A 23,425-nucleotide genomic window follows, 5' to 3' on the forward strand; every position below is an offset into this window, starting at 1 on the left:
CCGAGGAGCCGTGGCATGCAACAGATCGAGTGGGAAGACTTTCAACGGGTGGAGCTGCGCGTCGGCACCGTGCTGTCCGCAGAGGTCAACGAAAAGGCCATCAAGCCGGCCTACGTGCTGCAAGTCGACCTCGGCGAGTTAGGCGTTAAACAATCCAGCGCCCAGCTAACTGCCCATTATCAATGCGCGCAATTGGTCGGTCGCCAAGTGCTTTGCGTGTGTAATTTTGCTGCCAAACGTATTGCCGGCATACGCTCCGAAGTACTGGTGACGGGCGTGTATGACGCCGACAACAAGGTGGTACTGGCCAGCTTCGACAAACCTGTAGCCAATGGCGCACGCCTGGCATGAAGCAACGTAACGCGCTGTGGGCCATCCATCTTGGCGCCCTGCTGTTTGGCTTGTCGGGCATTTTTGGCAAGCTGGCCAATACCACTCCCCAGATGATTTCTGCCGGCCGTGCGCTCTTCGCCGTTGTCGCATTGCTGCTGTTCGCCAAACTGATCAGCAAGGCTCGCTTGGTGCGCCTAGGCCTGCGCCAGAGCAGCTTGCTGGCGCTCGGTGGGCTGTTGTTGGGTGGCCACTGGTGGAGCTTTTTCGAGTCGGTACACATCTCCGGCGTGGCCATCGCCACCCTCGGCTTTGCCAGCTTCCCGGCCTTTACCGTACTGCTGGAAGGCTTGCTGTTCCGTGAGCGTACCCGAGCGGTTGAGTACGCCATGGTGGCGCTGGTATGCCTGGGCCTGGTGCTGGTTACCCCGGAGTTCAACCTGAGCAGCCAGGCCACCAGCGGCCTGCTTTGGGCTGTGCTTTCGGGTTTTCTGTTCGCCTTGTTGTCCTTGCTCAACCGCGCCAGCACGCGTGGCATCGAGCCGGTACAAGCAGCGCTGTACCAGAACCTGACGGTGTTGCTGGTATTTATGCCACTGGCTTGGCCAACTCTGCCCAGCGTGCAGGCACAGGACTGGCTGTGGATAGCGATGCTGGGGATTTTCTGTACAGGCCTGGCACATAGCCTGTTCGTCGCCAGCCTGCGGGTGCTCAAGGCGCGGACTACCGCAGTAATCTTCGCCCTGGAACCGATCTACGGAATTGCCTTCGCCTGGCTGCTGTTCAGTGAAGTACCGACGCTGCGCATGCTCGCTGGCGGCCTGCTGATCGTCAGCGCAATCTTTCTTTCGGCGCGACTGGCCAAGTAATTCGGGGTTTACTTACTAGCCCAACACTCAGTTCGCAGGGCGGTCGCTATGGCCTAAATCCCGGGCTGGGTCGATCTGATCGCGCAGACGCTGCTTGAGTACTTTGGCCTCAGGGAAACCAGCATCGGCCTTGCGTTCCCATATCTGCACACCGTCGCAGGTAATACGGAACACGCCACCTGTGCCCGGTTCCAGACTGACTCTGGACAGGTCATCACTAAAGGTTGAAAGCAGCTCCTGAGCTAACCAAGCCGCGCGCAGTAACCACTGGCACTGGGTGCAATAAGTAATAACCACTTCAACTTTGGGACTGGACATAGGCGCTCTCATAGTAAGTTAAGCGGAGATAATACGCCCCTGCCGGTAACAAAAACGCCCGCGTACCAGAGGCACGCGGGCGTTTATTAGCCTGGCAACAATCAGGCGATTTTTGCCAGCAGCTGACGCGCTTCCTGTTTCTGCTGCTCGTCGCCGTCATTGATCACTTCATTAAGTATCTGGCAGGCGCTGTCCAGGCTGCCTTGATCGATATAGGCCAGCGCCATATTCAGTTTGGACAGGTTGTCATGATTACCGGCCAACTGATCGAGGTCATCAAGCAGTTCGCCGCTGAACTCATCATTGTTCCAGTCGTCATGGGAGGATTCCTCCACCAACATGCTTTCAGCAAACGGGCTGCGGACGTCACGGTGACCAGAAAAGTCCAGGATCTCAGAGGCTTTTCGCTTGGCTGGCGTATCAGCACTGCTGCTTGCCTTGCCAACAATCTTGCTCGGTGCAAACGGACTGACCAGATCCCAGTCAGCATCTAGAGACAGATCATCCAAGTTGAGTTGGCCGTCATTGACCTCTTCCTCAGACACCGGCGACAGCTCAATTTCATCGAGTTGCAACACAGCATCGTCGAGCAAGCTGGCCGGCGGTGCACTGAACAACTCAGCGTGCCGGGCCTTCAGTTCATCAATACGCGACGGCGTAAAACCCGCTTCCCGCACGCGCACTTCTTCGGCTACAAAACCTTGTGCATCACCTAGCAGAGCCAGCACTTCAAGCAAACGAAAGCCGATATCGCTGCGTTGTGGCTGGTCTTCCCAGGCGTTACGCAAGGTATCTGCAGCCTCACTCAGACGGCCATAGGCGATATACACATTGGCACTCTGCAGTGCATCGTCCCCTTCAGTTGGCCACACCGGCCCGCCACGCGGCACCTCCGGTAATTTCGGCGCTAGCGCGGCTGGTGCGGCGACAACGGCTACGCTCGGCGCAACCGGCATAGGCGCAGCATGCACAGGTTCAACAGATGCTGGTAATGGTGCTCGTGCTGGCGCATCGACTTTTCTGCCGCGCCAAAACAGACCGACAACACCTGCCAATAGCAACGCCAGCAAACCGGCAATAATCGCCAGCCAGTTACGGTCTGAATCAGCCGCCGGAGGCGTCAGCTCAGTAGGTACAGGTGCAGGACTGACGTCGGCCTCTACCCGCCGAGCAGCCAATTCAGCTTGCAAGCCAGCAATCTGCTGATCACGCACCTCCATTTGCGCTTGCAGCTTTTGCATCTGCACACTCAACTCAGCCAAGCTCTGCTGCAGTTGCAGGGTTTCGTTAATCTGCCCAGCCAACTCCTGCTCGACGCGAGTCTGCTCCTGCTGTTGCAGCTCATCGACGGGGGCAAGCGGCAGCTCAGCATTGGCCTCAGGAGCGGTTTCAGGTTCCACTACGGTAACGGTGGCAACAGCCTGTTGCTTAGCTGATGCAGCGGCCAAGCTGTCTGGCAGTAATAAGCGCGCGCCGGCACTCAGTTGGCTACTATCACCGTTGATAAAGGCTTGGGGATTGAGTACATAGAGGTCGTCCATCAGCGCAGAAACAGCAACCTGCCCACCAGCATCTGCCGCCAGCCGCGTAGCAATTTTCCACAGACTGTCGCCACTCACCACGGTATAGCCGTGCCCCTGCTGCGCCGCTGGCAATACCGCTGGCCGAGCACGTTCAGCGGCGCTTACGCGGGGCGCCGCTGATCCAGCAGGCGCGATGGGTGCGGCAAGACCGCGATAAGCCGTGGAACTGGGTGGGTCCAGCAGCACAGTGTACTCGCGGTACAACTGGCCATTGGGGCGCGTTACTTCAACAATAAAGTTCAGGTAAGGCTCGCGCACCGGCTGGCTAGACACCACCCGAATCACGCTCTTGCCGCCACGTAGCAACGGGGTAAAGCGCAGGTCATTGAAGAAATACAACCGATCCACCCCAGAGCGGGCAAATACATCGGCGGGGGCCAGACGCACACGCATATCAGCGTCGGCCAGGTCACCCGCATCAAACAATTCGATTTCGGCATCCAGCGGCTGACTGAGCGCCGAATGCAGGGTGATTTCACCCAAACCCAGGGCAGGAACCAGCCCAGAGTACAAGGCCGAGCTAGATGCCAGGCCAATTAGCAGTTGACGAACATTTGCCATAAAAACGCTCCCGGTGAATCCGTCTCCTGAGCCTGCGCTACTACACGCCGCAAACGTGCACCTTCAGCATTTGTGAAGGGTAGAAGACAGCAGATGCTAGCGTGAGAAATACGCTCCATGTCGAGCCCGGCTTGTGCATGGCAATAGTTACGGTGAACTGAATACAGAAATGCTAATAGCCGTTTGGCAACACGTCATCACAGGCGTGAAGCATAGGCTTGCAGTCAAGAAAATGACAAGTACGTCACACTATCGAGCCCCGTCAGGCCCTAGTCGACTTAACGCCCCAAGCAGCCACAACGGTAATCGTAAACACCCCTGCCACCAGCCAAAAACTCTGCTTGAAGGCGAGCAGTTCCGCCCATTGATCGCCACCTTCGGCGCTGTGTCGCCACTCCAGAAAGAAGGTCAGCAAGTTGACCCCAAACGCCCCACCCAATTGACGAACAAAGGTAATAGCCCCTGCGCCCTGCGCCAGCTCTTCCGAACTGAGAATATCTAACGAGCCTGTACTCAGGGCCGGCAGCAGGACGCCAAGGCCGATACGCCCCACGCAAGCCCAGAAGCACAGGAGGACAAACGAAGCGCCCTGTCCAACCCAGGCTAATCCAGCCGCTGACAGGGCAAAAATCAGCAGACCAGCACTCAGCAGCACCGCAGCGGAAAGCCGGTCGCTAAGCCAACCACCAAAAAAGGATGCCATTCCCATCAACAATCCGGCCGGCAACAACAGCATGCCCGCTCGTCCGGCACTGAACCCTTCGACAGTCTGTAGATAGAGTGGTATCAGGTAAGTCGAACCATATAGACCTAGCCCCAGAGTAAGAGCGACCCAACTGGCACTGCGAAATCCGCCATGCCGCCACAATGTGAGAGGCAACAGCGGCTGAGTGGCGCGACGGCTACGCCAGATAAACAACCCAACCGTTATCACCGCCAGGGCACCCGTTAGCCAGACGCGGGGCGCTATCCAAGCAAAGCGCTGCGCTTCAGCCAAAAAGCCCAGCGCAGCAAAGATCGCTACACAGAGTAAAACGAAAGCCAGGACATCCAGGCGCGGAGTGCTGCGCAGGCGCTGGTCAGGCAACAACCATTGCCCCGCCAGCATAGCCAGTAGACACATCGGCAACGGCATCCAGAAGATCGCCGCCCAACCGAAGTTATCGACCAGATAGCCACCAATAGCCGGCCCCAGCGAGGGAGCAAGCATCACACCCAGTCCGTAGATACCTAGCGCCATACCGCGTCCGCCATCGGCAAACACACGAAAAATCAGCACCATGGCCAACGGCTGCACAATCCCAGCGCATAGCCCCTGAACAATGCGTAGAGCAATCAATTGCCAGGCCGCAAACGCGACCAACGCCAGCAGAGAGCTGATGATAAAAAGCAGCAAGCCACATTGCGCCGTACGCCGCGCGCCAAAGCGTGCCTGGGCCCAGGCAGCCAGCAGCAGACCAGCAGTCATCGAAGCGAGAAAGCCAGTCGATAGCCATTGCGCCAATGGCCGGCCAATGGCGAAATCCGCCATGATCGCCGGCAGAGCAACATTGATGCTGGTAGCGGCCAAGATCATGGCCATGCTGCCAACCATCAAAACCGCTAGCAGCCACTGCGGATAACGCGGACCAAAGCGCTGCTGCAACGTCTGCAGGTCATCCCCCATCAGCGTTTTTCCAGATTGCTCAATACTTGGGCATGAACCGCCTGACAGCGACGCAATTCATCTTCATCGATGCCGGCAAACACTTCCGCCCGCAGCTGTGCAGAGATGGCCTCAATCTTTTCAATCAACGGCTGAGCTTGCGGGCTGAGGGCAATCTTCTTGGCGCGACGGTCTTCGGGTACGGCCTGGCGGCTGACCAACCCCTGAGCCTCCAGACTGTCGAGCAGACGCGCCAGGGTCGGCCCCTCAACGCCGACGCTCTGCGCCAATTCACGCTGGGTCGGCAACTCAGCAAAGCGCCCCAAGTGCAGCAGCACCAACCAACGAGCCTGGGAGAGTCCCAGGCCGACGAGGCGGCGATCCAGTTCAGCGCGCCAGGCTCGGGATAGTTGGGCGACTTGCATGGCGAAACGGTGTTGATCGGTATGTGACATAGAAGCGGCTCTTAACTATAAAAACTAATTATTAGCCAGCTAACCATAAGCCCTTTAGCGAGGCAAGCCTGCAAAAGGTTTCACCACTTTACATATTGATCTTCGACAAAGCCCCAGAGGTTATCGATGCGTACTTCGGGGCGACCACAAGGGCGTAACACCCCGCTGAACTGGCCAAATACCTGTTTGAAGTTGCTCGCTAGCAGCCCCACATTCAAGCGTTCCTTGTGCAAGCCACGCCCTTCGAAACGCAGCTCCACCTGACCGTCATGGGAGTAAATCATCCAGGGCTGCAGCGGCTGGTCGCGATCAAAAGCAAAGCGCACCGTATCAACCTTAAGCAGTTCACCGTCAAGCCAGAAACAATTCTCGGTAAAACTGGTTTCATTGACTCCGCTAGACAGATTCAAGCCCACCCGCAGTTCGCCAACCTGAGCGGACAAACACGCCCAGTGCCAATGGGTTTCAGGCCGCATATAACCAGCTGACCAGTCGTGATGGGCGAAAGCGTCAATCTGCGCCAAGTCGAAATTCCCCAGCGCACTGCGCACTTGCCCCGTGCAACGTACACCGGCCACCTTTTGCGCATAAACCCAGCCATTGGCCCCAGCCTGCGTATTGATACACATCGGCTGGAACGCCGGCTGCGCTTCGGAGAAACATGCATCAATACGCGTGCCGTCATCCAACTCAACCAGCAAACGCTTCTCCTTAGGCATTGCGCTGTTCTCTAAACGCAGCAAATTGCCGCCACTGCGTAACTCACACACACCCTGATCCGGGGTTTGCGAAAATCGGCTACCAAAGGCCAATGGCAGCTTGAACTGTCGCTCAATCATCCGTCCGCTGGCGGGATGAAACAGATAGACAAAGCCAACACCCAGCAGGCTTAAGTTGGCCAACGCACAGCCGCCAATCAACTCATCGCTGATCAACCCGAAATACTGGAACTGATGAAACCGCCGCCATTTGGCGAACACTCCCAGCTTGCGCCCCATGGGCGAGCGAAAATCAAAATTGCGGTAATTGATCAGCACCGGCGCTGCGGGAAAGATGCCGTAATGGGGTTGGCCATTGGCTTGAATCAAACGATCCATTGGACTATTCATTCGAAGGGAAGCCCAGGATCCTAGCACCGGCACTTGCGCTCCGGCACTCACCTGACGCGCCAAACACAGCGACAAAATCGGCCATGCTCAAGGCTGAACAACAACGACTAATCGCACTGAATATTGGGCTTAGCCGATACGTGATTCAGCCTACGCAACGACCTGGTTACGGCCAAAAGCCTTGGCCTCATAGAGCGCGCGATCAGCGTGCTCATACAGCTGCGCAAGTGCACCGCCTTCATCAGGCTGGATGCAGGCAATGCCAATCGACATGGTTAGCATACTTGCTGTGCTGGACCCTTCATGCTCAATATTCAGGGCCAGCAAGGTCTGGCGCAACGCTTCAGCGTGGTTCCGCGCTTCAACCTCAGCAATGTCATATAACAACACAGCAAACTCCTCGCCACCCAAGCGAACGGCCATGTCCAACGGACGCCTCGCGGCATCCTGCAACAAACCGCCTATACGTTGCAGCACGTTGTCCCCGGCTTGATGGCCATAGCGGTCGTTATAGGCTTTGAAATGATCGATATCGCACAGCAACAGCGCCAGACTGCGCTGCTCACGCTGAGCCTGACGCCACAGCCGCTCGAATTGTCGGTTAAAGCTACGCCGGTTATTTAACCCGGTCAGGCTGTCGTGGTCAGCCAATACACGCATAAGCCGGCTAATCAGAAAATGCTCACGAGACTTGAACTCCAGCAGGTAACAACCCACCGCACCGACCAGATTTCCGGACAGTAAAAACAAGCTGTTGTTGATCAAACGAGCCAGGTCCACGCCACCCATAGTCAACTCGACAGCGATATACAACAGCATGACCAGCAAGGAACAACAAAGCGCCTCGCTCAGGCGTAACCCGGCCAAAAAGTATGCGGCCATGCATATCAACAAGAGCCCCTCATAGGGGTAATTGGGGTCAACACGATGGGCAATACCGACGACCAAAGATGCTGCGGCCCCCAACGCAAGCAAGCTGGCGAGACTAAGCGGCTGCAACAAATAAGTGTACTTGCGCTGAATCAGCAACCAGCCGAATAGACACAGAAGCAAGAGCACCCCCATGCGGATGGAAAAAATCCACCAGACTTCAGGTGCCTCGACCAAGACAAAGTCAAATGCGGCAAAGGCCAGCCATACCAAGATGCCAACGCTAAGGGCGATACGCTTCAGCTCGAGGCTATCGCCACGTAGGTAATCTCGATATTCCTGCTCTAGCGGCCGAGAGAAACGCAACCAACGAAACCCCAAAGCGAGTTGATCCGCATAGGGGCTGGGGCGTACATCGTCTAGCCAGGCATGAGAAAGCGGCACCGGAACCTCGAAGCGCAAGATAGCTCAAACCACCTTAGCTACTCACACACGGTGCCACAAGCGCTAACAGCGCTGAAAATAGCCGCCGAAGCAACCGGTCTCAGGCTTCGAACTCAGACTGCAGAGCCGCACGCACACAGTGCAAAATACCCAGTTCAACACGCCCGGCAAACTGCTCGCTGATTGTGGCGACTGGCGGTAACTCACCCTCACCATCGAGGAAAGCATCCTGAATTTCGCCGAGCAGTTGCTCCGGCACATCCAGGGCTTGCTCTAGGGAAAGCTGCTGGCGGCCAATGGCTTCAGCCAGCAGACCATAAACATTTTTTTCGCTGCAATTGAGCTGACCGGCGATCTGCGCAGGCGTCATCCCGGCACGGGCCAGGCTGACCAGTTCGTGACGTAAATCAACCACGGCGCGCGGCGCTTCATCTGCCGCGCCGAGCACGTTGAGGAAGGCCTCGCCGTAACGCTCTAGCTTACGCGCACCAACGCCACTGACCTGCGCCATCTCGGCCAAGGTGCTGGGCTTGCTACGCAGCATTTCCAGCAAGGTGGCATCCGGGAAAATCACATACGGCGGCACGCCATGCTCTTCCGCCAACTTGCGCCGCAAGGCACGCAACGCCTCCCACTGGCCACGTTCCTCGCCACGGACCAATTGGCTGGCAGCGCTACTGGAAGCCTTGGCGCTTTGCTGCGGTTTCAGATCGCGGCGTAGCTGCAGGCTGACCTCGCCCTTTAGCAAGGGCCGGCAACTGTCAGAAAGACGCAAACCACCAAAACCGTCGAGATCGACATCGGCCAAACCCCGCGCCACCAACTGGCGAAACAACGAACGCCACTCGCCCTCAGCCATTGCCTTACCGATGCCGAACACCGCCAAATGTTGATGACCGACGGAGCGAATCTTCTCGTTATCGCGCCCCAGTAACACATCAACCAGATGCCCCACACCATAGCGCTGCCCAGTACGATAAACCGCCGACAGCGCCTGGCGTGCCGGCTCGGTGGCATCCCAGGTTTGCACGCCGTCCATGCAGTTGTCGCAATGCCCACAAGGTTGCGGCATGTTTTCATCGAAATAGGCCAGCAGCGCCTGACGCCGACAGCGGGTTTCCTCACACAAGGCCAGCATGGCATCCAGCTTGTGCTGCTCCACACGTTTGTGACGCTCATCGCCTTCGGAGTTGTTGAGCATCTGTTTGAGGAAAATCACATCCTGTAGGCCATAGGCCATCCAGGCATCCGCCGGTAAACCATCGCGACCGGCACGGCCAGTCTCCTGGTAATAGGCTTCCAGAGATTTGGGCAGGTCGAGGTGGGCAACGAAGCGCACGTTGGGTTTATCGATGCCCATGCCGAAGGCAATGGTCGCCACCATGATCAGCCCTTCCTCGTTGAGAAAGCGCTTCTGGTGGTAAGCGCGCAGCTCATTGGCCAAGCCGGCGTGATACGGCAATGCAGGAAAGCCCTGCTCGGAGAGGAACGAGGCGACCTCTTCAACCTTCTTGCGCGACAGACAATAGACGATACCGGCATCGCCTTTGCGCGCGGCGAGGAAGTTCAGCAACTGCTTGCGCGGCTGCTCCTTGGGCACGATGCGGTAGAAAATGTTCGGCCGATCGAAGCTCGACAGAAAGCGTTCGGCATTCTGCAGATGCAGGCGCTGGACGATTTCCTCGCGCGTACGCATGTCCGCCGTGGCGGTCAGAGCGATTCTCGGCACGTTGGGGAACAGTTCGGCGAGCTGGCCCAACTGCAGGTATTCCGGGCGGAAGTCATGCCCCCACTGCGACACGCAATGCGCCTCATCGATGGCGAACAAGGCAATTTCAAGGCCCTGCAGAAAGCTCAACATGCGCGGCTGCACCAGCCGCTCCGGGGCCAGGTAGAGCATCTTGATCTCGCCTCGCTTGATCCGCTCGGCGATTTCACGCTGTTCGTCAGCACTCAAGGTGGAGTTCAGTGCGACGGCGGCCACACCCAACTCATCAAGGGTGGAGACCTGATCGTCCATCAGCGCAATCAGCGGCGACACCACCACTGCCAAACCATCACGCAGCAGGGCCGGCACCTGAAAACACAACGACTTACCGCCCCCGGTGGGCATCAGCACCAGGGCATCACCGCCACTGGCCACACGCTCGATAATCGCACCCTGCCGGCCACGGAAGCTGTCGTAACCGAATACGTCTTTAAGGATGCGCTGTGCGTGCTCGAGCATGAAAGGTCTCCGAAACAAGCGGCGCATTATACGCAAGTGCCGGAAGGCACGCGCAGCAGTGACCGCGTTTGATCTGATTTTCACTTGCCAGGGCCGCAGCTATGGCCGCTATGGCCGCTCTAGACTAGAATTCAGCCTCGTTTACTCCTTCAAGGTAGCCCCCGATGTCCTTCGCCGAGCAACTCTCCCGCCTGCAAGCCTTCCTCGATGCCGATGAGCTGCATGAAGAGGCACTGGACTACATCGCCGCCCATGGCTACCTGACCGCCCTGTCGATTTGCCCGGAGCAGGTTGCCGAGCGCGAATGGATCGACGCCCTGTTCTCCGAGCCGCCGCATTACCGCAGCGACGCCGAGCGTGAAGAGATCGAAGCCACCCTGATCCAACTGCAAAGCCACATCGCCCGCCAACTGGCCAGCGACGATGAGCCGGAAGTACCGTGCGATCTCGACCTCGGCGATGAGCCGGACGATTCCGACCTGCGCGGCTGGTGCATCGGCTTTATGGAAGGGGTATTCCTGCGTGAGTCGGTGTGGTTCGACGACGCTGAAGATGAAGTCAGTGAACTGCTGCTGCCGATCATGGTGGGTTCCGGGTTGTTCGACGAGCAGCCTGAGTTCGCCGAGATCGCCAGTGACCGCGACTTGGTCGACAGCATGGTCGAGCAAATCCCTGAGCTGCTAACGGCGCTGTTTCTTCTGTGCAATGCGCCAGAAGAAAAACCAGCGCTGTTGAAGCCGCGTCACCACTAAGACTGCGCCATGGCGCGCACGATCCAGGAACAACGCAACCCAGTTATTCGCTACGCTTTGCTGGCCATTGGCTGGTTGAGCGTAGCGCTGGGGGTGATTGGTATTTTCCTCCCCGTCTTGCCCACCACCCCGTTTCTACTGCTGGCTGCCGCCTGTTTTATGCGCAGCTCGCAGCGTTTCTACTTGTGGCTAGTCAATCACCGGCAACTTGGCCCGTGGATTGTCGACTACCTTGAAGGCCAGGGCATCCCGTTCAAGGGCAAGGTTTACGCCATCAGCCTGATGTGGCTAAGCATTGGCCTGTCGTGTTACCTGGTGCCGCTGTTCTGGGCCAGGGCTTTTATGCTGACCAGTGCGGTTCTGGTCAGCCTGTACATCCTCAAGCAGAAAACCCTGGTCAAACCCTGAACCAGGTTTCTCGTCAGCCATATTGAGTGCCGCATAAACACGCCATAGCAGGCGCTCATTCACCCCAGCAAAAACCCGCCCCAGCACCTAGACTTCTCGCATCTCGGATCGAGGCGCGGTACATGCAACCTCGTCAGCTCATTCACGGATGGTTCAAGCGCCTTAATCGAGCGTTACTAGGTGGCTGCATCCTGCTGATTGGTTTAGCCAGCGCGTTGGCCAACTGGGACTTCGAGCTGATCCTGCAAAAGGCCGAAAGCCGCTACGGCAACCTTGGCCCAGGCAAACAACGCATTCAGGCCTGGCAAGCGCAAATCAAGGCCAGCAGCGCCAGCAATGAATTGGACAAACTCACCGAGATCAATCGTTTCTTCAACCGGCAGATCCGCTTCTCCGACGACATCAACGTCTGGCAACAGAATGACTACTGGGCTACCCCCGTCGAGATGCTGGTTAAGGGCGAAGGCGACTGCGAAGACTTCTCCATCGCCAAATATTTCACCCTACGCCAGCTCGGCATCCCCAGCGACAAGCTGCGTATCACCTATGTCAAGGCACTCAACTACAACCAGGCGCATATGGTGCTGACCTACTACGCCAGCCCCAGCGCCGAGCCACTGGTGCTGGACAATCTAATCAACCAGATCAAACCGGCGTCGCAGCGCCGCGACCTGCTACCGGTCTATGCATTCAATGCCGAAGGGCTCTATCTCCCAGGCTCCAGCAGCAAAAAAAGCGACACCAAGAAACTCTCGCGCTGGCAGGACCTGCTTAAAAAAATGCGCACGGAGGGCTTCGCCATCGGCGAAGGCTAGGAGGAACCTATGTCTCTACTCAAGCAACTATTTCTCGCCATCTGCCTGTTCTTGGTCGTGGCCTTTACTGGGAGTTTTATCGCTGGGGTAGAGAGCTCGCGTGAGCAACTGCTCAGCCAACTACGCTCGCACGGCCAAGACGCTGCCACTGCGCTGGGCCTATCAATAACGCCACACGTAGATGACCCGGCGATGATTGAACTGATGGTCAGCTCGATCTTCGACAGCGGCTACTTCACCAGCATCCGTGTCGTACGCATTCCCGGTAACGAGGTGATTATCGAGCGGCGCAGCAGCGATGCCAGCGAAGAAAGCGTACCGGCCTGGTTTAGTCAATTGGTTGACCTGCAGCCGCAAGGCGGCGATGCCCTAATCATGCGCGGCTGGGAGCAAGCGGCACGAATCGAAGTACTCAGCAATCCGCAGTTCGCCCTGGCCAAGCTCTGGGACAGCGCCATCGGCAGCCTGCTCTGGCTACTGCTCTGCGGCATTGTCAGCGCAATACTCGGTGGCTGGCTGCTACGTACGCAATTGCGCCCACTGGACAACATGGTGCAACAAGCCCAGGCAATCTCCCGCAGAGAGTTTCTCACCCTGCCCAAGGTGCCGCGCACGCCAGAACTCAAACGCGTGGTCACCGCCATGAACCAGATGGTGGAGAAGCTGAAAACCCTGTTTGCCGAGGAAGCCGCACGCAGCGAAAAACTCCGTGAAGAAGCCTACCAAGACAGCATCACCGGCCTAGCCAATCGCCGCCTGTTCGATATTCGCTTGGCCAACCAACTGGTCGTCAGCGAACAAAATGCCGAGGGCTACCTGATCTTGCTGCGCGTCAACGACCTCGGCGGACTCAACCAGCGCCTCGGTAGCCAGCAAACCGACGCGCTGATTGCAGCCATCGGTGAGCTACTCAAGCGCCTGCTCAGCCAAACCCGTCGCTCTGACTGGCTGGCTTCGCGCAGCCGTGGCGGTGAATTCAGCCTGCTTGCACCCGGTATTGCCAGCGAGGAAGCCGACCTACTCGCCAGCGAACTGCACAACGGCCTGGAAAGCCTGCGTCAAACAGGTGCCAGCGATTGCTCCCCGGTAGCCCACATGGGTATTGCCGCGTTCCGCCCAGGCGAAGAACCCAACCAGGTCATCGGCCGCGCCGATCAGGCCCTAGCGCAAGCGCAGAACGACCCAAGCCGCGACTGGGTGCGTCTGGACGATTACCACGCACAAGCGACTCAGGGCCTGCATGACTGGCGCGGCTGGATTGATGAAGCCCTGAGCACACGCAAGCTGCAGCTGTACTTCCAACCGGTCATGTTATGCGCTGAGCGCAAACAGGTACTGCATCACAAGATACTCGCCCGCCTGCTTGACCCGCAGGGCGAGGCAATCGTTGCAGGGCGTTTTCTGCCCTGGATTGAGCGCCTGGGCTGGACCGCCCGCTTTGACTTGGCCATGCTCGAACACAGCTTGGCGCACCTGAGTGCGCATGCCGCACCCCTGGCCCTCAGCCTATCTGCCGCCACCCTGCGGGATACAGCAACGCTCAAACGCATACTGGACATTCTCAAGCAGAACCCCCAGCAGGCTGGCCGATTAACTCTTGAGGTGGACGAGCGTCACCTGCCACCTGCAGCTGAGCTGGAGGCGCTCAGCCAGCGTATTCGCGATAGCGGTTTCAGCCTCGGCTTACAGCACTTTGGCGGGCGTTTCAGCCTAATCGGCAATCTGACGCACCTCGGCCTGGCCTATCTGAAACTTGACGGCACCTATATCCGCGCCATCGACCAGGAAAGCGACAAACGCATGTTTATTGAGGCGGTATTCCGCGCCACTAACAGCATCGACTTGCCGTTGATCGCAGAAATGGTGGAAACCGAAGGGGAGCTTGCGATGCTCAAAGAGCTGGGCTTATACGGTGCTATGGGCCGCCTGCTGGGTGCACCGATGCCGTGGAAGGATTAATCAGAGTCGTAGCCGGATGTAATCCGAGGGAAATCTCGAGGATCACTCCCGGATTGCATCCGGGCCACACAAGCACTCGCGATCAGGCGTAGGGGGATGACGCTTTACCCATCCACCAATAGCGACCTTATGGTGGATAAAAAGAGCGTCATCCAGCCTACAGCTCTACAACATGCAGGCATGCTTGAATGCAGTAAGCCGAACCCTGCCTACTTAGCTGGCAAATAAATAGCTCTCTACATCCATGCCCGCATCACGCATCTGCGCCAGCTTGTAGCGCAGGGTACGCGGGCTAATGCCCAGGCGCTCGGCAGCCTCCTTACGGCGACCGCGTTCGGCACGCAGGGTATCGATGATCATCTGGAACTCATGCCGGCGCAGGTCATCGCCCAGTGCGCCGGCTTCTGCTGCCGCAGTCTCCTGCAGCTCAGGTGCTCTATTAGCTACCACAGCCAACAACGGCTGCACTGCCGGTGCCAGCGCAGAACCGATAGGCGCTAGCAGGCAGAGGTCCTGCGGCTGAATCAAACCACCCTGCTGCAGAATCAGCGCACGCTGAATGGCGTTATCCAGCTCACGCACGTTACCCGGCCAGCTATGGCTTATCAGGCTCATCTGCGCTTGAGGGGAAAGACGAATCGGCGCGTGATTCATTTTCTTCACATACTTGGCCAGCAGACGTTCGGCCAGTGGCACGATGTCCGCAGGACGCTCACGCAACGGCCGCCAAGCCAATGGGAACACCGACAAACGATAATAAAGGTCTTCGCGGAAACGCCCCGCCGCCACTTCCGCCGCCAAGTCGCGGTTACTAGTGGCCAGCACGCGAATATCCAAGATGATTGGCTTACGTGCGCCAACACGCTCCACCTCACGCTCCTGTAGCACACGTAGCAGCTTGGCCTGCAGCCCCAGCGGCATCTCGGAGATCTCGTCGAGCAAGATGGTGCCACCTTCGGCCAGTTCGAACTTGCCTGGCGCGCTGGCAATCGCGCCGGTAAATGCGCCCTTCTCATGCCCAAACAGAGTCGCTTCCAACATGTTGTCCGGGATCGCCGCACAGTTGATGGCGATAAAGGGTTTATTCGCCCGCGGAGACTGCTGATGAATAAAGCGCGCCAGCACCTCTTTACCGGTACCGGACTCACCAGTAATCAGCACCGTGGAGTCGCTCTGCGCCACCCGCGTGGCCAAGGCCAACAGCTGCACGCTGGCCGGCTCCTCTGCAACCGGGCCATCTTGCTCGCTTGCCGCCACGCGCCCCAGCGCATGGCGATCGACCAGGCTCAGCAACGCCTTGGGCTCAAATGGCTTAACCAAATAGTCTGCTGCGCCCTGACGCATGGCATCCACCGCCCGCTCAACCGCGCCAAAAGCAGTCATCAACAATACCGGTAACTGCGGCAGACGCTGACGAATTTGCGCAAGCAACTGATGGCCATCCATGCCAGGCATGTTCACGTCACTGACCACTAGGCTGAAGGACTCTTCAGCGATAGCCAGTAACGCCGCTTCGGCGCAATCAACCGCGCGGTAATCATGCCCACCCAGCGCGAGGGTATCGGCCAGCGCCTCGCGCAGTGCGCGGTCATCTTCGACCAATAGAATTTTGTTCGCCATGGATGGTTACTCCTGAATCAAAGGATGCACAGCACCGAGCAGTGGCAACGTCAGAATGGCGCAGGTACCGCGCCCCGGCCGCGAGCGCAGCTGCACGTCGCCCTGATGGGCCCGCGCCACTGCCTTGACCACGGCTAGGCCAAGGCCAGTGCCGGTGGTTTTGGTAGTAAAGAAGGGTTCACCGAGCCTCGACAACGTCGCGCTATCGATACCAGGCCCGTTGTCGCTGATGCACAGCCGCACAGTCTCGCCGCGCGAATAAAGATGAACTTTTAAGCGAGCTTCACGACCTGCTGCCTGAATCGCATTCTCGATCAAATTGAGCACCGTACCGACTAGCGTGTCGCGATTGCACAACAACTCACCGGCACGGCTATCGCACTGCCAGCGCACCTGCATATCCAACACATGCGGTTCGGCAGCGCTACGTAGGGCATCGAACAGCGCATTGGGTGCCAGGCGATCCGGCAGCGGCAACTCACCACGGGCAAAGATCAGCATGTCGCGCACCTGATGCTCCAACTCGTGCAAGCGCTCTTTCAAGCGACCGGCAAAACGCTGTTGCTGCTCCACCGGCAGAACGTGCTCGGTAAGGTGGCTGGCATAGAGTAAGGCAGCAGAAAGCGGCGTACGAATCTGGTGAGCAAGGGAGGCCACCATGCGCCCTAAAGCAGACAAGCGCTCGTGACGAGATAGCTGATCCTGCAAGCGCCGGGTTTCTGTCAGGTCAGTCAGCAGCACCAACTGCCCTGGCTCAGCGCGCAGTGAGCGGGTGGCGATCGACAGACGCCGGCCATCCTTCAGGGAGATTTCGTGCCCATCATCCTCGCGTGGAGCAAAGTTACGGGCGATTACTTGACGCCAGAGCATGCCAACCAGGGGCTGGCCCAGAAGATTGCGGGCAACCGGGTTGGCTTCACGTACCACGCCCTGGCCATCAATGACGATCACTCCACCAGGGAGCAAATCCAGCAGGCTCTGCAGACGGTTGGCCAAGCGCTCCTTTTCGGCCAACTCCTGCATTCGCTGGGCACTGACCAGAGCCAGTTGACCTTTAAGCTCGGTTACACGCGCTTCCAGCATGCTGTAAGAGCTGCTGAGCTGGGTCGACATTTGGTTGAACAAAGCAAAGGCGTGCTCAAGCTCGGCACGGCTGCCCTGCTCCACAGGTAACGCAGGCGCTTCAGAATGTTCAGGGCGTTGGAAGTTGCTGTTCATCGTTATCTCTCGCGCAGCGAGCCGTCATAAGACAGTCAGTTGCAAGAGAGTTAGCAATACCCGTGCCTGAAAAAATATCCTTTAAAATCAATGTGGTAAAAATAAAGCCGAGGGATTCGTCAATCCTTCGGCTTTATTTGACAGGTAACCGCCAAGTCACTGACGAATGAAGGAGGAAAACTTCAGTCGTCGAGCCCCTCGTCATCGCGCCGGCTCATGCCGTACTTGCGCATTTTCTCGACCAGCGTGGTGCGGCGAATACGCAAGCGCTCGGCAGCACGCGCGACCACACCACTGGCATCATCCAGCGCCTGCTGAATCAAGCCTTGCTCAAGGTTGCCCAAGTAGTCTTTAAGGTCTAGCCCTTCAGGCGGCAACATGGCGACCGAATCTACGCCTGGCAAACCGGCGATGATCGCACAACGCTCCTCGAGCTCATCGCGTAGGCCGGCAACCATACCCTCGCCTTCATCATCCACATGGCGGAACTTCTTCGGCAGCTCGCCCACGCCAATGACGCCATAAGGATGCATGATCGCCATACGCTCGACCAAGTTGGCCAACTCACGTACGTTGCCCGCCCAATCATGCTGACAGAGCGACATAATGGCTGCCGAGTTGAAACGGATAGAGCCGCGCTTCTCGAACTCCATGCGCGAGATCAACTCGTTCATCAATAACGGAATATCTTCAATGCGCTCACGCAGCGGAGCCATTTCGATGGGGAACACGTTCAAACGGTAGTACAGATCCTCACGGAAACTGCCGTCCTCAATCATCTTCTCGAGGTTTTTGTGGGTGGCGGCAATGATCCGCACATCGGCGCTCTGAGTTTTGTTGCTACCCACACGCTCAAACGTGCGCTCCTGCAACACACGCAACAACTTCACCTGCATGGGTAGTGGCATGTCGCCGATTTCGTCGAGAAATAGCGTGCCACCATTGGCCAACTCAAAGCGCCCGGCACGGCTGGTAATAGCGCCGGTAAAGGCACCCTTCTCATGTCCGAACAGCTCACTTTCCAACAACTCGGCGGGAATAGCCCCACAGTTGACCGGTACAAACGGTGCCTCGCGACGCTTGGAATGGTAATGCAGGTTACGCGCGACCACTTCCTTGCCAGTGCCTGACTCACCCAGAATCAACACGCTGGCCTCGGTATCGGCCACCTGCTGCATCATCTGCCGAACCTGTTGGATAGCCCGACTGGTGCCAACCAGGCTACGGAAAAGATTCGTCTCGCGCTGACGGCCGCGCTCACGAGCCTGGTCATACATTTCACGGTAGACCTGGGCGCGGTGCATCGAGTCGAGCAGTTTATTGTAACTCAGTGGCATTTCCAGTGTTGCCAACACACTGCGACGCTGCTCTTCAGGCCACTCAGCAGCCGCGTGCTCATTGAGCAACAAGGTCGGTAAAAACTCATCCCAGGCAGCTAACTGCTTGAGCATCTCCAGTACACCGCCCTTGGTTTTCACCTCCCCGAGCAGAACGCTAAGCACCTCGCGACTAGAGCCAAGTTCTGCAACACACTGCTGCCAGCCCTGGCTATCACACGCTAAATGCTCTTCACCTAAAAAATTCAGGATTACCGTCAGGTCGCGACGGCGCTCACTGTTGTCGTCAATCAGGAGGATTTTGGTTTCACGCCACATAGTTTTATTTGCTGATCCTGGAGTGAAGAACATGCCACTGACAAAAAACTCAAGCCAGTTCCGGCAACTGCGCCACTAGTTAAGTCATTTTCCTGCTCGTAGTCAATTTTATGGCGTGCTTTTTATTCTGCCTTAGAAGCAGTCTAGGCAGCCGCTTAGATCAAAGAAGGAAAAATAGCAGAAGTCGACACCGAACGACGTCGACCGGGCGGACCGCTCAACCAAATAGCTGGTAGACCTTCGCACCTTGTTGCGACTGATTCAACTGAACCAGTTCCTGAGCCAAACGCTGCTGCTCAGCCTGACAAACAGCAACCAGCTCACGATAGAGCTCCAGCAATTCCTGCATTCGTATACGCAAAACGCCTTCATCACTAGCAGACTCCACCATAGCTTCATCAACCACTTGGCGGCACTGCACGTCCAACTCGGCAATAACTGCCCAGTTACGTGTAGCCAGAGCATCGCGCATTGCAGTACCGGTGTCTTGTAGACGCTGCACAGAGGTAGTCATCGAAAAGCTCCCAAAAGGCTCTGGCGGCTTATTGGCTAATAGCATCCCAGCCAGTTTTTACGTTGCGCAACAGATCCGCGACTTCGTCAAGCGGCTCTGGTACGTTCTTTACATTGGCTTCAAGCAGGCGGGACACCATATATTCGTACAAGCTATCCAGATTAGCCGCCAACTCACCGCCAGCACTCATATCCAGACCGTTACGCAAACCACCGATGATGCCAATGGCCTTACCAATTAGCTCACCTTTGAGGGCAGTTTGCCCACGATCCATGGCACCACGCGCCTGAGCCAGACGCGTCAGACCGCCCTCCATGAGCATCTGAATCAAACGATGCGGCGTTGCTTCAACCGCTTGTACGTGGGTGTTCACATGCTGGTATTGGCGTAGGGCTGCCATTGCGTTCATCGTCACGTCTCGCTGTGCTGGATGCAGATACTTCTATATCGACACCCAACCCGGAAACTTTAATCCTTTCAGCCCGCCAAAGGCTCTACTTCGGCCCCTATCGCAAGCCAGGCGTCTTGCAACTGAACCAACAGCCCTTCAACCTCTTCAAGACTGCCGGCTTCGCGCTCAATGGCCACACCCGCCAAACGGCGCGTCATGTAGGCGTAAAGAGCATCTAGGTTTTCGGCAATTTCACCACCGAGCTGCTTATCCAAACTGGCCTGCAGAACACCAAGGATGGTAATAGTAGTGCCGACAGCCATACCGCGCACTTCACTGTTACCTTCGCGCTGCGCCAGACGTGCCAGTTTCACACGTTCAACAGCCCCTTCAAGCAGCAGAGCCACCGCACGGTACTGCGAGACCTCCTGACTGGTTTTAACCTTCTTGTAAGTATCGATTGGGCTTTTCATGGGTTAATTACCTTTTTTTACAACACCCGGCAGGCTGTCCAGCGCACTGGCCAGCGAATCACTGGTTCGGGTCAGCTGCCCCACCAATGAATCCATGGCATTGTATTGCTTGTAAAGCCGCGCTTGGATGGCTGCAACGCGGGTTTCCAGATCGGCTTTCTGCTCTTTAATGTCAGCATCGGTTTTCTGCAAACCATCAATACGCTGCTGCAGTACTCCGCCCGTTTTCACGTAACCATCAACGCGCCCACTGAGACGATTCATTAGCCCATTATCGCCAGTGATAAACGCCCCAACCGCATCGTAATTATCCTCAAGCGCAGCCGTGAGCTTGGTGTCGTCGATGGTCAACTTGCCATCCTTCTGTGTGGTAATCCCCAGATCAGCCAAGGCACGGAAAGCATCGCCGCTTTGACCTGCCGAGATATCCGTCAATTCCGAACGCAAGCCACTAAGCACATTGCGCACCGAGGAATCACCGACCAACCCTCCGACCAACGGTTCCTTGCCTTCACCGACAGATACCACACTGGTTAAACTATTGGTCGTTGTGATGAGTTTGTTATATGCATCAACAAACTTCTTCAGACTGTCCTTAACCGCAGACGTATTCTCACCCACGTTAAGCGTGGTGCTAACGCCTTCCTCGGCCTTAGCCAAAGTAAAGGTCACACCTTCAATCGCTCCACTGACTTCATTGGTAGCGCTTTCGAGAGCAAGCCCATCGATCGTGAACTTGGCATTCTGCGCCTCGCTAAGCGCAGCCGGCATGTCAGTTACCAGCCCTTGCAGGTCGGCCCCCGTTGCCGAAAGCGTCAAATCGTTGCCAGCACCAGTTTTACTGGACGAGAGAACCAGCTGCGACGTCCCGCCGGCAGGATCACTGACGATATTGGCACTAATACCCTTTTCACCAAGTTTGGTATTAATGGCATCGCGAATATCTTTTAGCGTGGCACCAGCCGCGACATCGACATCAAAACTATCGTCCCCCAGAGCAATGCTCAGGGTACCGCCAGAAGCGAAAGTACTACTCGAGTCGCCACTAACACTGCCCGAAGCGATCTTAGACGAACTGGCAAGCTGGCTGACCTCAACACGGTAAGCACCTGTGAGTGCTGTTTTCTCGGCACTGGCTGCTACACGTGCAGCATCGGAAGATGTAGCCTTGCGAGTACCGAACAAACTGGCATCATTTAGGTTTTTGGCCGCTGTCTGAAACTCACTCAGGGCACTTTTGAAAGTACCCAGCGAGGTAATTTGCGTTGTCGTCTTGGTCGTTAGTCGTTCCAGCTGCGCGTCCTTGGGCGCACGCTCAGCCGCGACAGACGCCTTGACGATTGCATCAATGTCGATGCCTGACCCTATACCTGTGATACCAGCCATGTTAGTTGCCTCGCCAAAGGGTTGACACCCTATTCCTGTTACCTAAGCGGTAAACAAGTTTCATGCCACTGCACTTATGCCTCAGCCGTAAATAACAGACTACGAACCTCCGTTAGGTTCTCGGCTAGCTTGAGTGCTTCCTCCGATGGTATCTGTCGAATCACGTCGCCAGAGGTGGCGTCAGTCACTTTTACTACGACGCGACCATTACCATCATCGAGGGAAAAATTGAGATCGCGCCGCACGGACTGCACGAACTCCTGAATATTGCTCATTGCAGTTTCCAGCTCGGCTCGACTTGCCGGCTGCTGCTCAGCCTGTTGCTCAGCCGCCACCTTAGCCTGCGCTGTATCTGCAACTGCCGACACAGTACTGCCCTTATCTGCCACATCAGTGGGCCGCGGCTTGACTGCCTCTGGTGCCAAACCACTCTGTACCTTCGAATCACGTATCGAACTAATGTCCATAGTCTTTTCCTCAAAATGAGGGAATGGGGAGGCAGGTCACCCTGGCTCCCCATCGATGCTACCCCGGACTTAGCCCAGCAGGCTAAGCACTGCTTGCGGCAACTGGTTAGCCTGGGCCAGGATCGCAGTACCTGCCTGTTGCAGGATCTGGTTCTTGGTCAGGTTAGCAGTTTCCGCAGCGAAGTCAGTATCCTGAATTCGACCACGGGCTGCCGACACGTTCTCAGCAATGTTTTGCAGGTTACCAATGGTGTTTTCGAAGCGGTTCTGCACCGCACCGAGGTCTGCTCGCTGGGAATCGATCGTTTGAATCGCCTGATCGATTACCAACACAGCCTCCTGAGAGTTCTGCACGCTGCTCACGTCAATATCGGAAATCTTATCCGTCGTCACTGCACTGGCAGCGCTATAAGTGCCTGCAGTGATGCCAGCAGGAGCGCCGCTAAAGGTAAGTGCAGTCAGCTCGTTAGCACCATCAGTTTGTTGCGAGATGATCTTCATAGTGCCGTCATCAGCGACGAAAGCACCCACACCCAAGTTGGCATCGTTGATTGCTGCACCCAGTTGACGCGCAGCTTCAACAGCGGTTGCACCGCTGGCGATATTGGTTGTGACAGTGACGGATTTACCATCAACGGTCATGGAGACAGTCGCCTCCCCAGAAGCAGTTGCTGTACCCGAGGTAGCCGAGACACTGCCCTCGTAATATTTACCGGTCAACGAGTCAGTACTCATCTCGTCGATTTTCACACTGATGGTTTCGTTCGCGGCACTACCCACCTGGAAGGTAGTAGTTTCGAAGGTACCGTCAAGCAGCTTCTTACCACCGAAGGTGGTGGTGTTGGAGATACGATTAAGCTCTTTCTTCAGCTCGGTTACTTCCGAGTTCAGCGCGGTACGCTCATCATCGCTGTTGGAACCGTTAGCCGATTGCAAAGCCAAGTCACGCATACGCTGCAGAATGCTGGTGGACTGCTGCAAAGCACCTTCTGCGGTTTGCGACATGGAGATGCCGTCATTGGAGTTCTTGACTGCAACGTTTAGACCGTTGATCTGGCTGCTCAGGCGGTTGGAAATCTGCAGGCCGGCGGCATCGTCCTTGGCACTGTTGATTCGCGAACCCGTGGACAGACGCTGCAAGGAGGTGTCCAAGGCCTTCGAGGAAGTGTTCAAGTTGCGCTGAGTGTTGAGGGACGCAATGTTCGTGTTGACTGTAAGAGCCATGATGTATGTCCTCCATCGGACCTAGCTTGTTTGCCTGAGGCTGCGAAACCCGACTCTGCAGTTCTCAGACAGCCATTGAGTTCGCATTCGTAAATCTTATCGGCCTGTGTTGCGGGAGCTTTAGGGACAAAG

Annotated in this window: 22 protein-coding genes; 6 read left to right on the forward strand and 16 right to left on the reverse strand. The window is 56.9% G+C overall.

The window, feature by feature from the left end:
- The first annotated feature begins 15 nt into the window (after positions 1–15).
- Both VCA57_RS08885 and VCA57_RS08890 read left to right on the forward strand, forming a co-directional pair.
- Positions 16–351 carry a tRNA-binding protein gene (locus tag VCA57_RS08885; RefSeq protein ID WP_411184622.1) on the forward strand — a complete coding sequence of 112 codons (336 nt, stop codon included), beginning with the start codon at positions 16–18 and terminating at the stop codon, positions 349–351.
- Entirely contained in the window at positions 348–1,199 is an 852-nt protein-coding gene (locus VCA57_RS08890; protein WP_411184623.1) for a DMT family transporter, read from the forward strand. Before VCA57_RS08885 ends, VCA57_RS08890 begins: the two co-directional genes overlap by 4 nt.
- Before the next feature lie 27 nt (positions 1,200–1,226).
- Here VCA57_RS08890 and VCA57_RS08895 read toward each other — a convergent pair whose 3' ends face one another.
- The 7 genes from VCA57_RS08895 to recQ form a co-directional block, all read right to left on the reverse strand.
- The gene (locus VCA57_RS08895) at positions 1,227–1,517 is read right to left on the reverse strand and encodes a SelT/SelW/SelH family protein (protein WP_411184624.1); all 291 of its coding nucleotides are present in this window, start codon (positions 1,515–1,517) and stop codon (positions 1,227–1,229) included.
- 101 nt (positions 1,518–1,618) lie between these two features.
- Positions 1,619–3,661, reverse strand: a complete 2,043-nt coding sequence (locus VCA57_RS08900; protein WP_411184625.1) for a FimV/HubP family polar landmark protein — start codon at positions 3,659–3,661, stop codon at positions 1,619–1,621.
- A gap of 262 nt (positions 3,662–3,923) precedes the next feature.
- Positions 3,924–5,327, reverse strand: coding sequence for a DHA2 family efflux MFS transporter permease subunit (locus tag VCA57_RS08905; RefSeq protein WP_411184626.1), 1,404 nt, complete (start codon positions 5,325–5,327; stop codon positions 3,924–3,926).
- Positions 5,327–5,761, reverse strand: a complete 435-nt coding sequence (locus VCA57_RS08910; RefSeq protein WP_411184627.1) for a MarR family transcriptional regulator — start codon at positions 5,759–5,761, stop codon at positions 5,327–5,329. The genes VCA57_RS08905 and VCA57_RS08910 overlap by 1 nt, the downstream gene beginning before the upstream one ends.
- An 80-nt stretch (positions 5,762–5,841) precedes the next feature.
- The gene (locus VCA57_RS08915) at positions 5,842–6,858 is read right to left on the reverse strand and encodes a DUF2804 domain-containing protein (RefSeq protein ID WP_411184628.1); all 1,017 of its coding nucleotides are present in this window, start codon (positions 6,856–6,858) and stop codon (positions 5,842–5,844) included.
- Between the two features lie 162 nt (positions 6,859–7,020).
- Positions 7,021–8,202, reverse strand: a complete 1,182-nt coding sequence (locus tag VCA57_RS08920; protein WP_411184629.1) for a diguanylate cyclase domain-containing protein — start codon at positions 8,200–8,202, stop codon at positions 7,021–7,023.
- A gap of 82 nt (positions 8,203–8,284) precedes the next feature.
- Entirely contained in the window at positions 8,285–10,411 is a 2,127-nt protein-coding gene (gene recQ / locus VCA57_RS08925; protein ID WP_411184630.1) for a DNA helicase RecQ, read from the reverse strand.
- Between the two features lie 164 nt (positions 10,412–10,575).
- Here recQ and VCA57_RS08930 point away from each other — a divergent pair, with 164 nt between their 5' ends.
- The 4 genes from VCA57_RS08930 to lapD all read left to right on the forward strand — a co-directional run bounded on the left by VCA57_RS08930 (position 10,576) and on the right by lapD (position 14,345).
- Positions 10,576–11,163, forward strand: a complete 588-nt coding sequence (locus VCA57_RS08930; RefSeq protein WP_411184631.1) for a UPF0149 family protein — start codon at positions 10,576–10,578, stop codon at positions 11,161–11,163.
- 9 nt (positions 11,164–11,172) lie between these two features.
- Entirely contained in the window at positions 11,173–11,571 is a 399-nt protein-coding gene (locus VCA57_RS08935; protein WP_411184632.1) for a YbaN family protein, read from the forward strand.
- Between the two features lie 122 nt (positions 11,572–11,693).
- Entirely contained in the window at positions 11,694–12,386 is a 693-nt protein-coding gene (lapG, locus tag VCA57_RS08940) for a cysteine protease LapG (RefSeq protein WP_411184633.1), read from the forward strand.
- Between the two features lie 9 nt (positions 12,387–12,395).
- Positions 12,396–14,345, forward strand: coding sequence for a cyclic di-GMP receptor LapD (gene lapD, locus VCA57_RS08945; RefSeq protein WP_411184634.1), 1,950 nt, complete (start codon positions 12,396–12,398; stop codon positions 14,343–14,345).
- Between the two features lie 213 nt (positions 14,346–14,558).
- Here the strand turns inward: lapD and VCA57_RS08950 are convergent, their stop codons facing one another.
- The 9 genes from VCA57_RS08950 to VCA57_RS08990 form a co-directional block, all read right to left on the reverse strand.
- The gene (locus VCA57_RS08950; protein ID WP_411184635.1) at positions 14,559–15,965 is read right to left on the reverse strand and encodes a sigma-54-dependent transcriptional regulator; all 1,407 of its coding nucleotides are present in this window, start codon (positions 15,963–15,965) and stop codon (positions 14,559–14,561) included.
- Between the two features lie 6 nt (positions 15,966–15,971).
- On the reverse strand, positions 15,972–17,183 hold the full coding sequence (locus VCA57_RS08955) for a sensor histidine kinase (RefSeq protein WP_411184636.1): 1,212 nt from the start codon (positions 17,181–17,183) through the stop codon (positions 15,972–15,974).
- Between the two features lie 182 nt (positions 17,184–17,365).
- The gene (locus tag VCA57_RS08960; protein WP_411184637.1) at positions 17,366–18,838 is read right to left on the reverse strand and encodes a sigma-54 dependent transcriptional regulator; all 1,473 of its coding nucleotides are present in this window, start codon (positions 18,836–18,838) and stop codon (positions 17,366–17,368) included.
- Between the two features lie 217 nt (positions 18,839–19,055).
- On the reverse strand, positions 19,056–19,352 hold the full coding sequence (locus tag VCA57_RS08965) for a flagellar protein FliT (protein ID WP_411184638.1): 297 nt from the start codon (positions 19,350–19,352) through the stop codon (positions 19,056–19,058).
- Positions 19,353–19,380: 28 nt separating this feature from the next.
- Positions 19,381–19,761, reverse strand: coding sequence for a flagellar export chaperone FliS (gene fliS / locus VCA57_RS08970; RefSeq protein ID WP_411184639.1), 381 nt, complete (start codon positions 19,759–19,761; stop codon positions 19,381–19,383).
- A gap of 68 nt (positions 19,762–19,829) precedes the next feature.
- Entirely contained in the window at positions 19,830–20,216 is a 387-nt protein-coding gene (gene fliS / locus VCA57_RS08975; protein ID WP_411184640.1) for a flagellar export chaperone FliS, read from the reverse strand.
- A gap of 3 nt (positions 20,217–20,219) precedes the next feature.
- Complete coding sequence (fliD, locus tag VCA57_RS08980; RefSeq protein ID WP_411184641.1) at positions 20,220–21,602, reverse strand: flagellar filament capping protein FliD; 1,383 nt, start codon at positions 21,600–21,602, stop codon at positions 20,220–20,222.
- Positions 21,603–21,676: 74 nt separating this feature from the next.
- The gene (locus tag VCA57_RS08985) at positions 21,677–22,069 is read right to left on the reverse strand and encodes a flagellar protein FlaG (RefSeq protein ID WP_411184642.1); all 393 of its coding nucleotides are present in this window, start codon (positions 22,067–22,069) and stop codon (positions 21,677–21,679) included.
- Positions 22,070–22,138: 69 nt separating this feature from the next.
- The gene (locus VCA57_RS08990) at positions 22,139–23,293 is read right to left on the reverse strand and encodes a flagellin (protein WP_411184643.1); all 1,155 of its coding nucleotides are present in this window, start codon (positions 23,291–23,293) and stop codon (positions 22,139–22,141) included.
- Positions 23,294–23,425 lie beyond the last annotated feature (132 nt).

It is taken from the genome of Pseudomonas sp., assembly GCF_046581935.1.
Taxonomy (GTDB): Bacteria; Pseudomonadota; Gammaproteobacteria; order Pseudomonadales; family Pseudomonadaceae; genus Aquipseudomonas.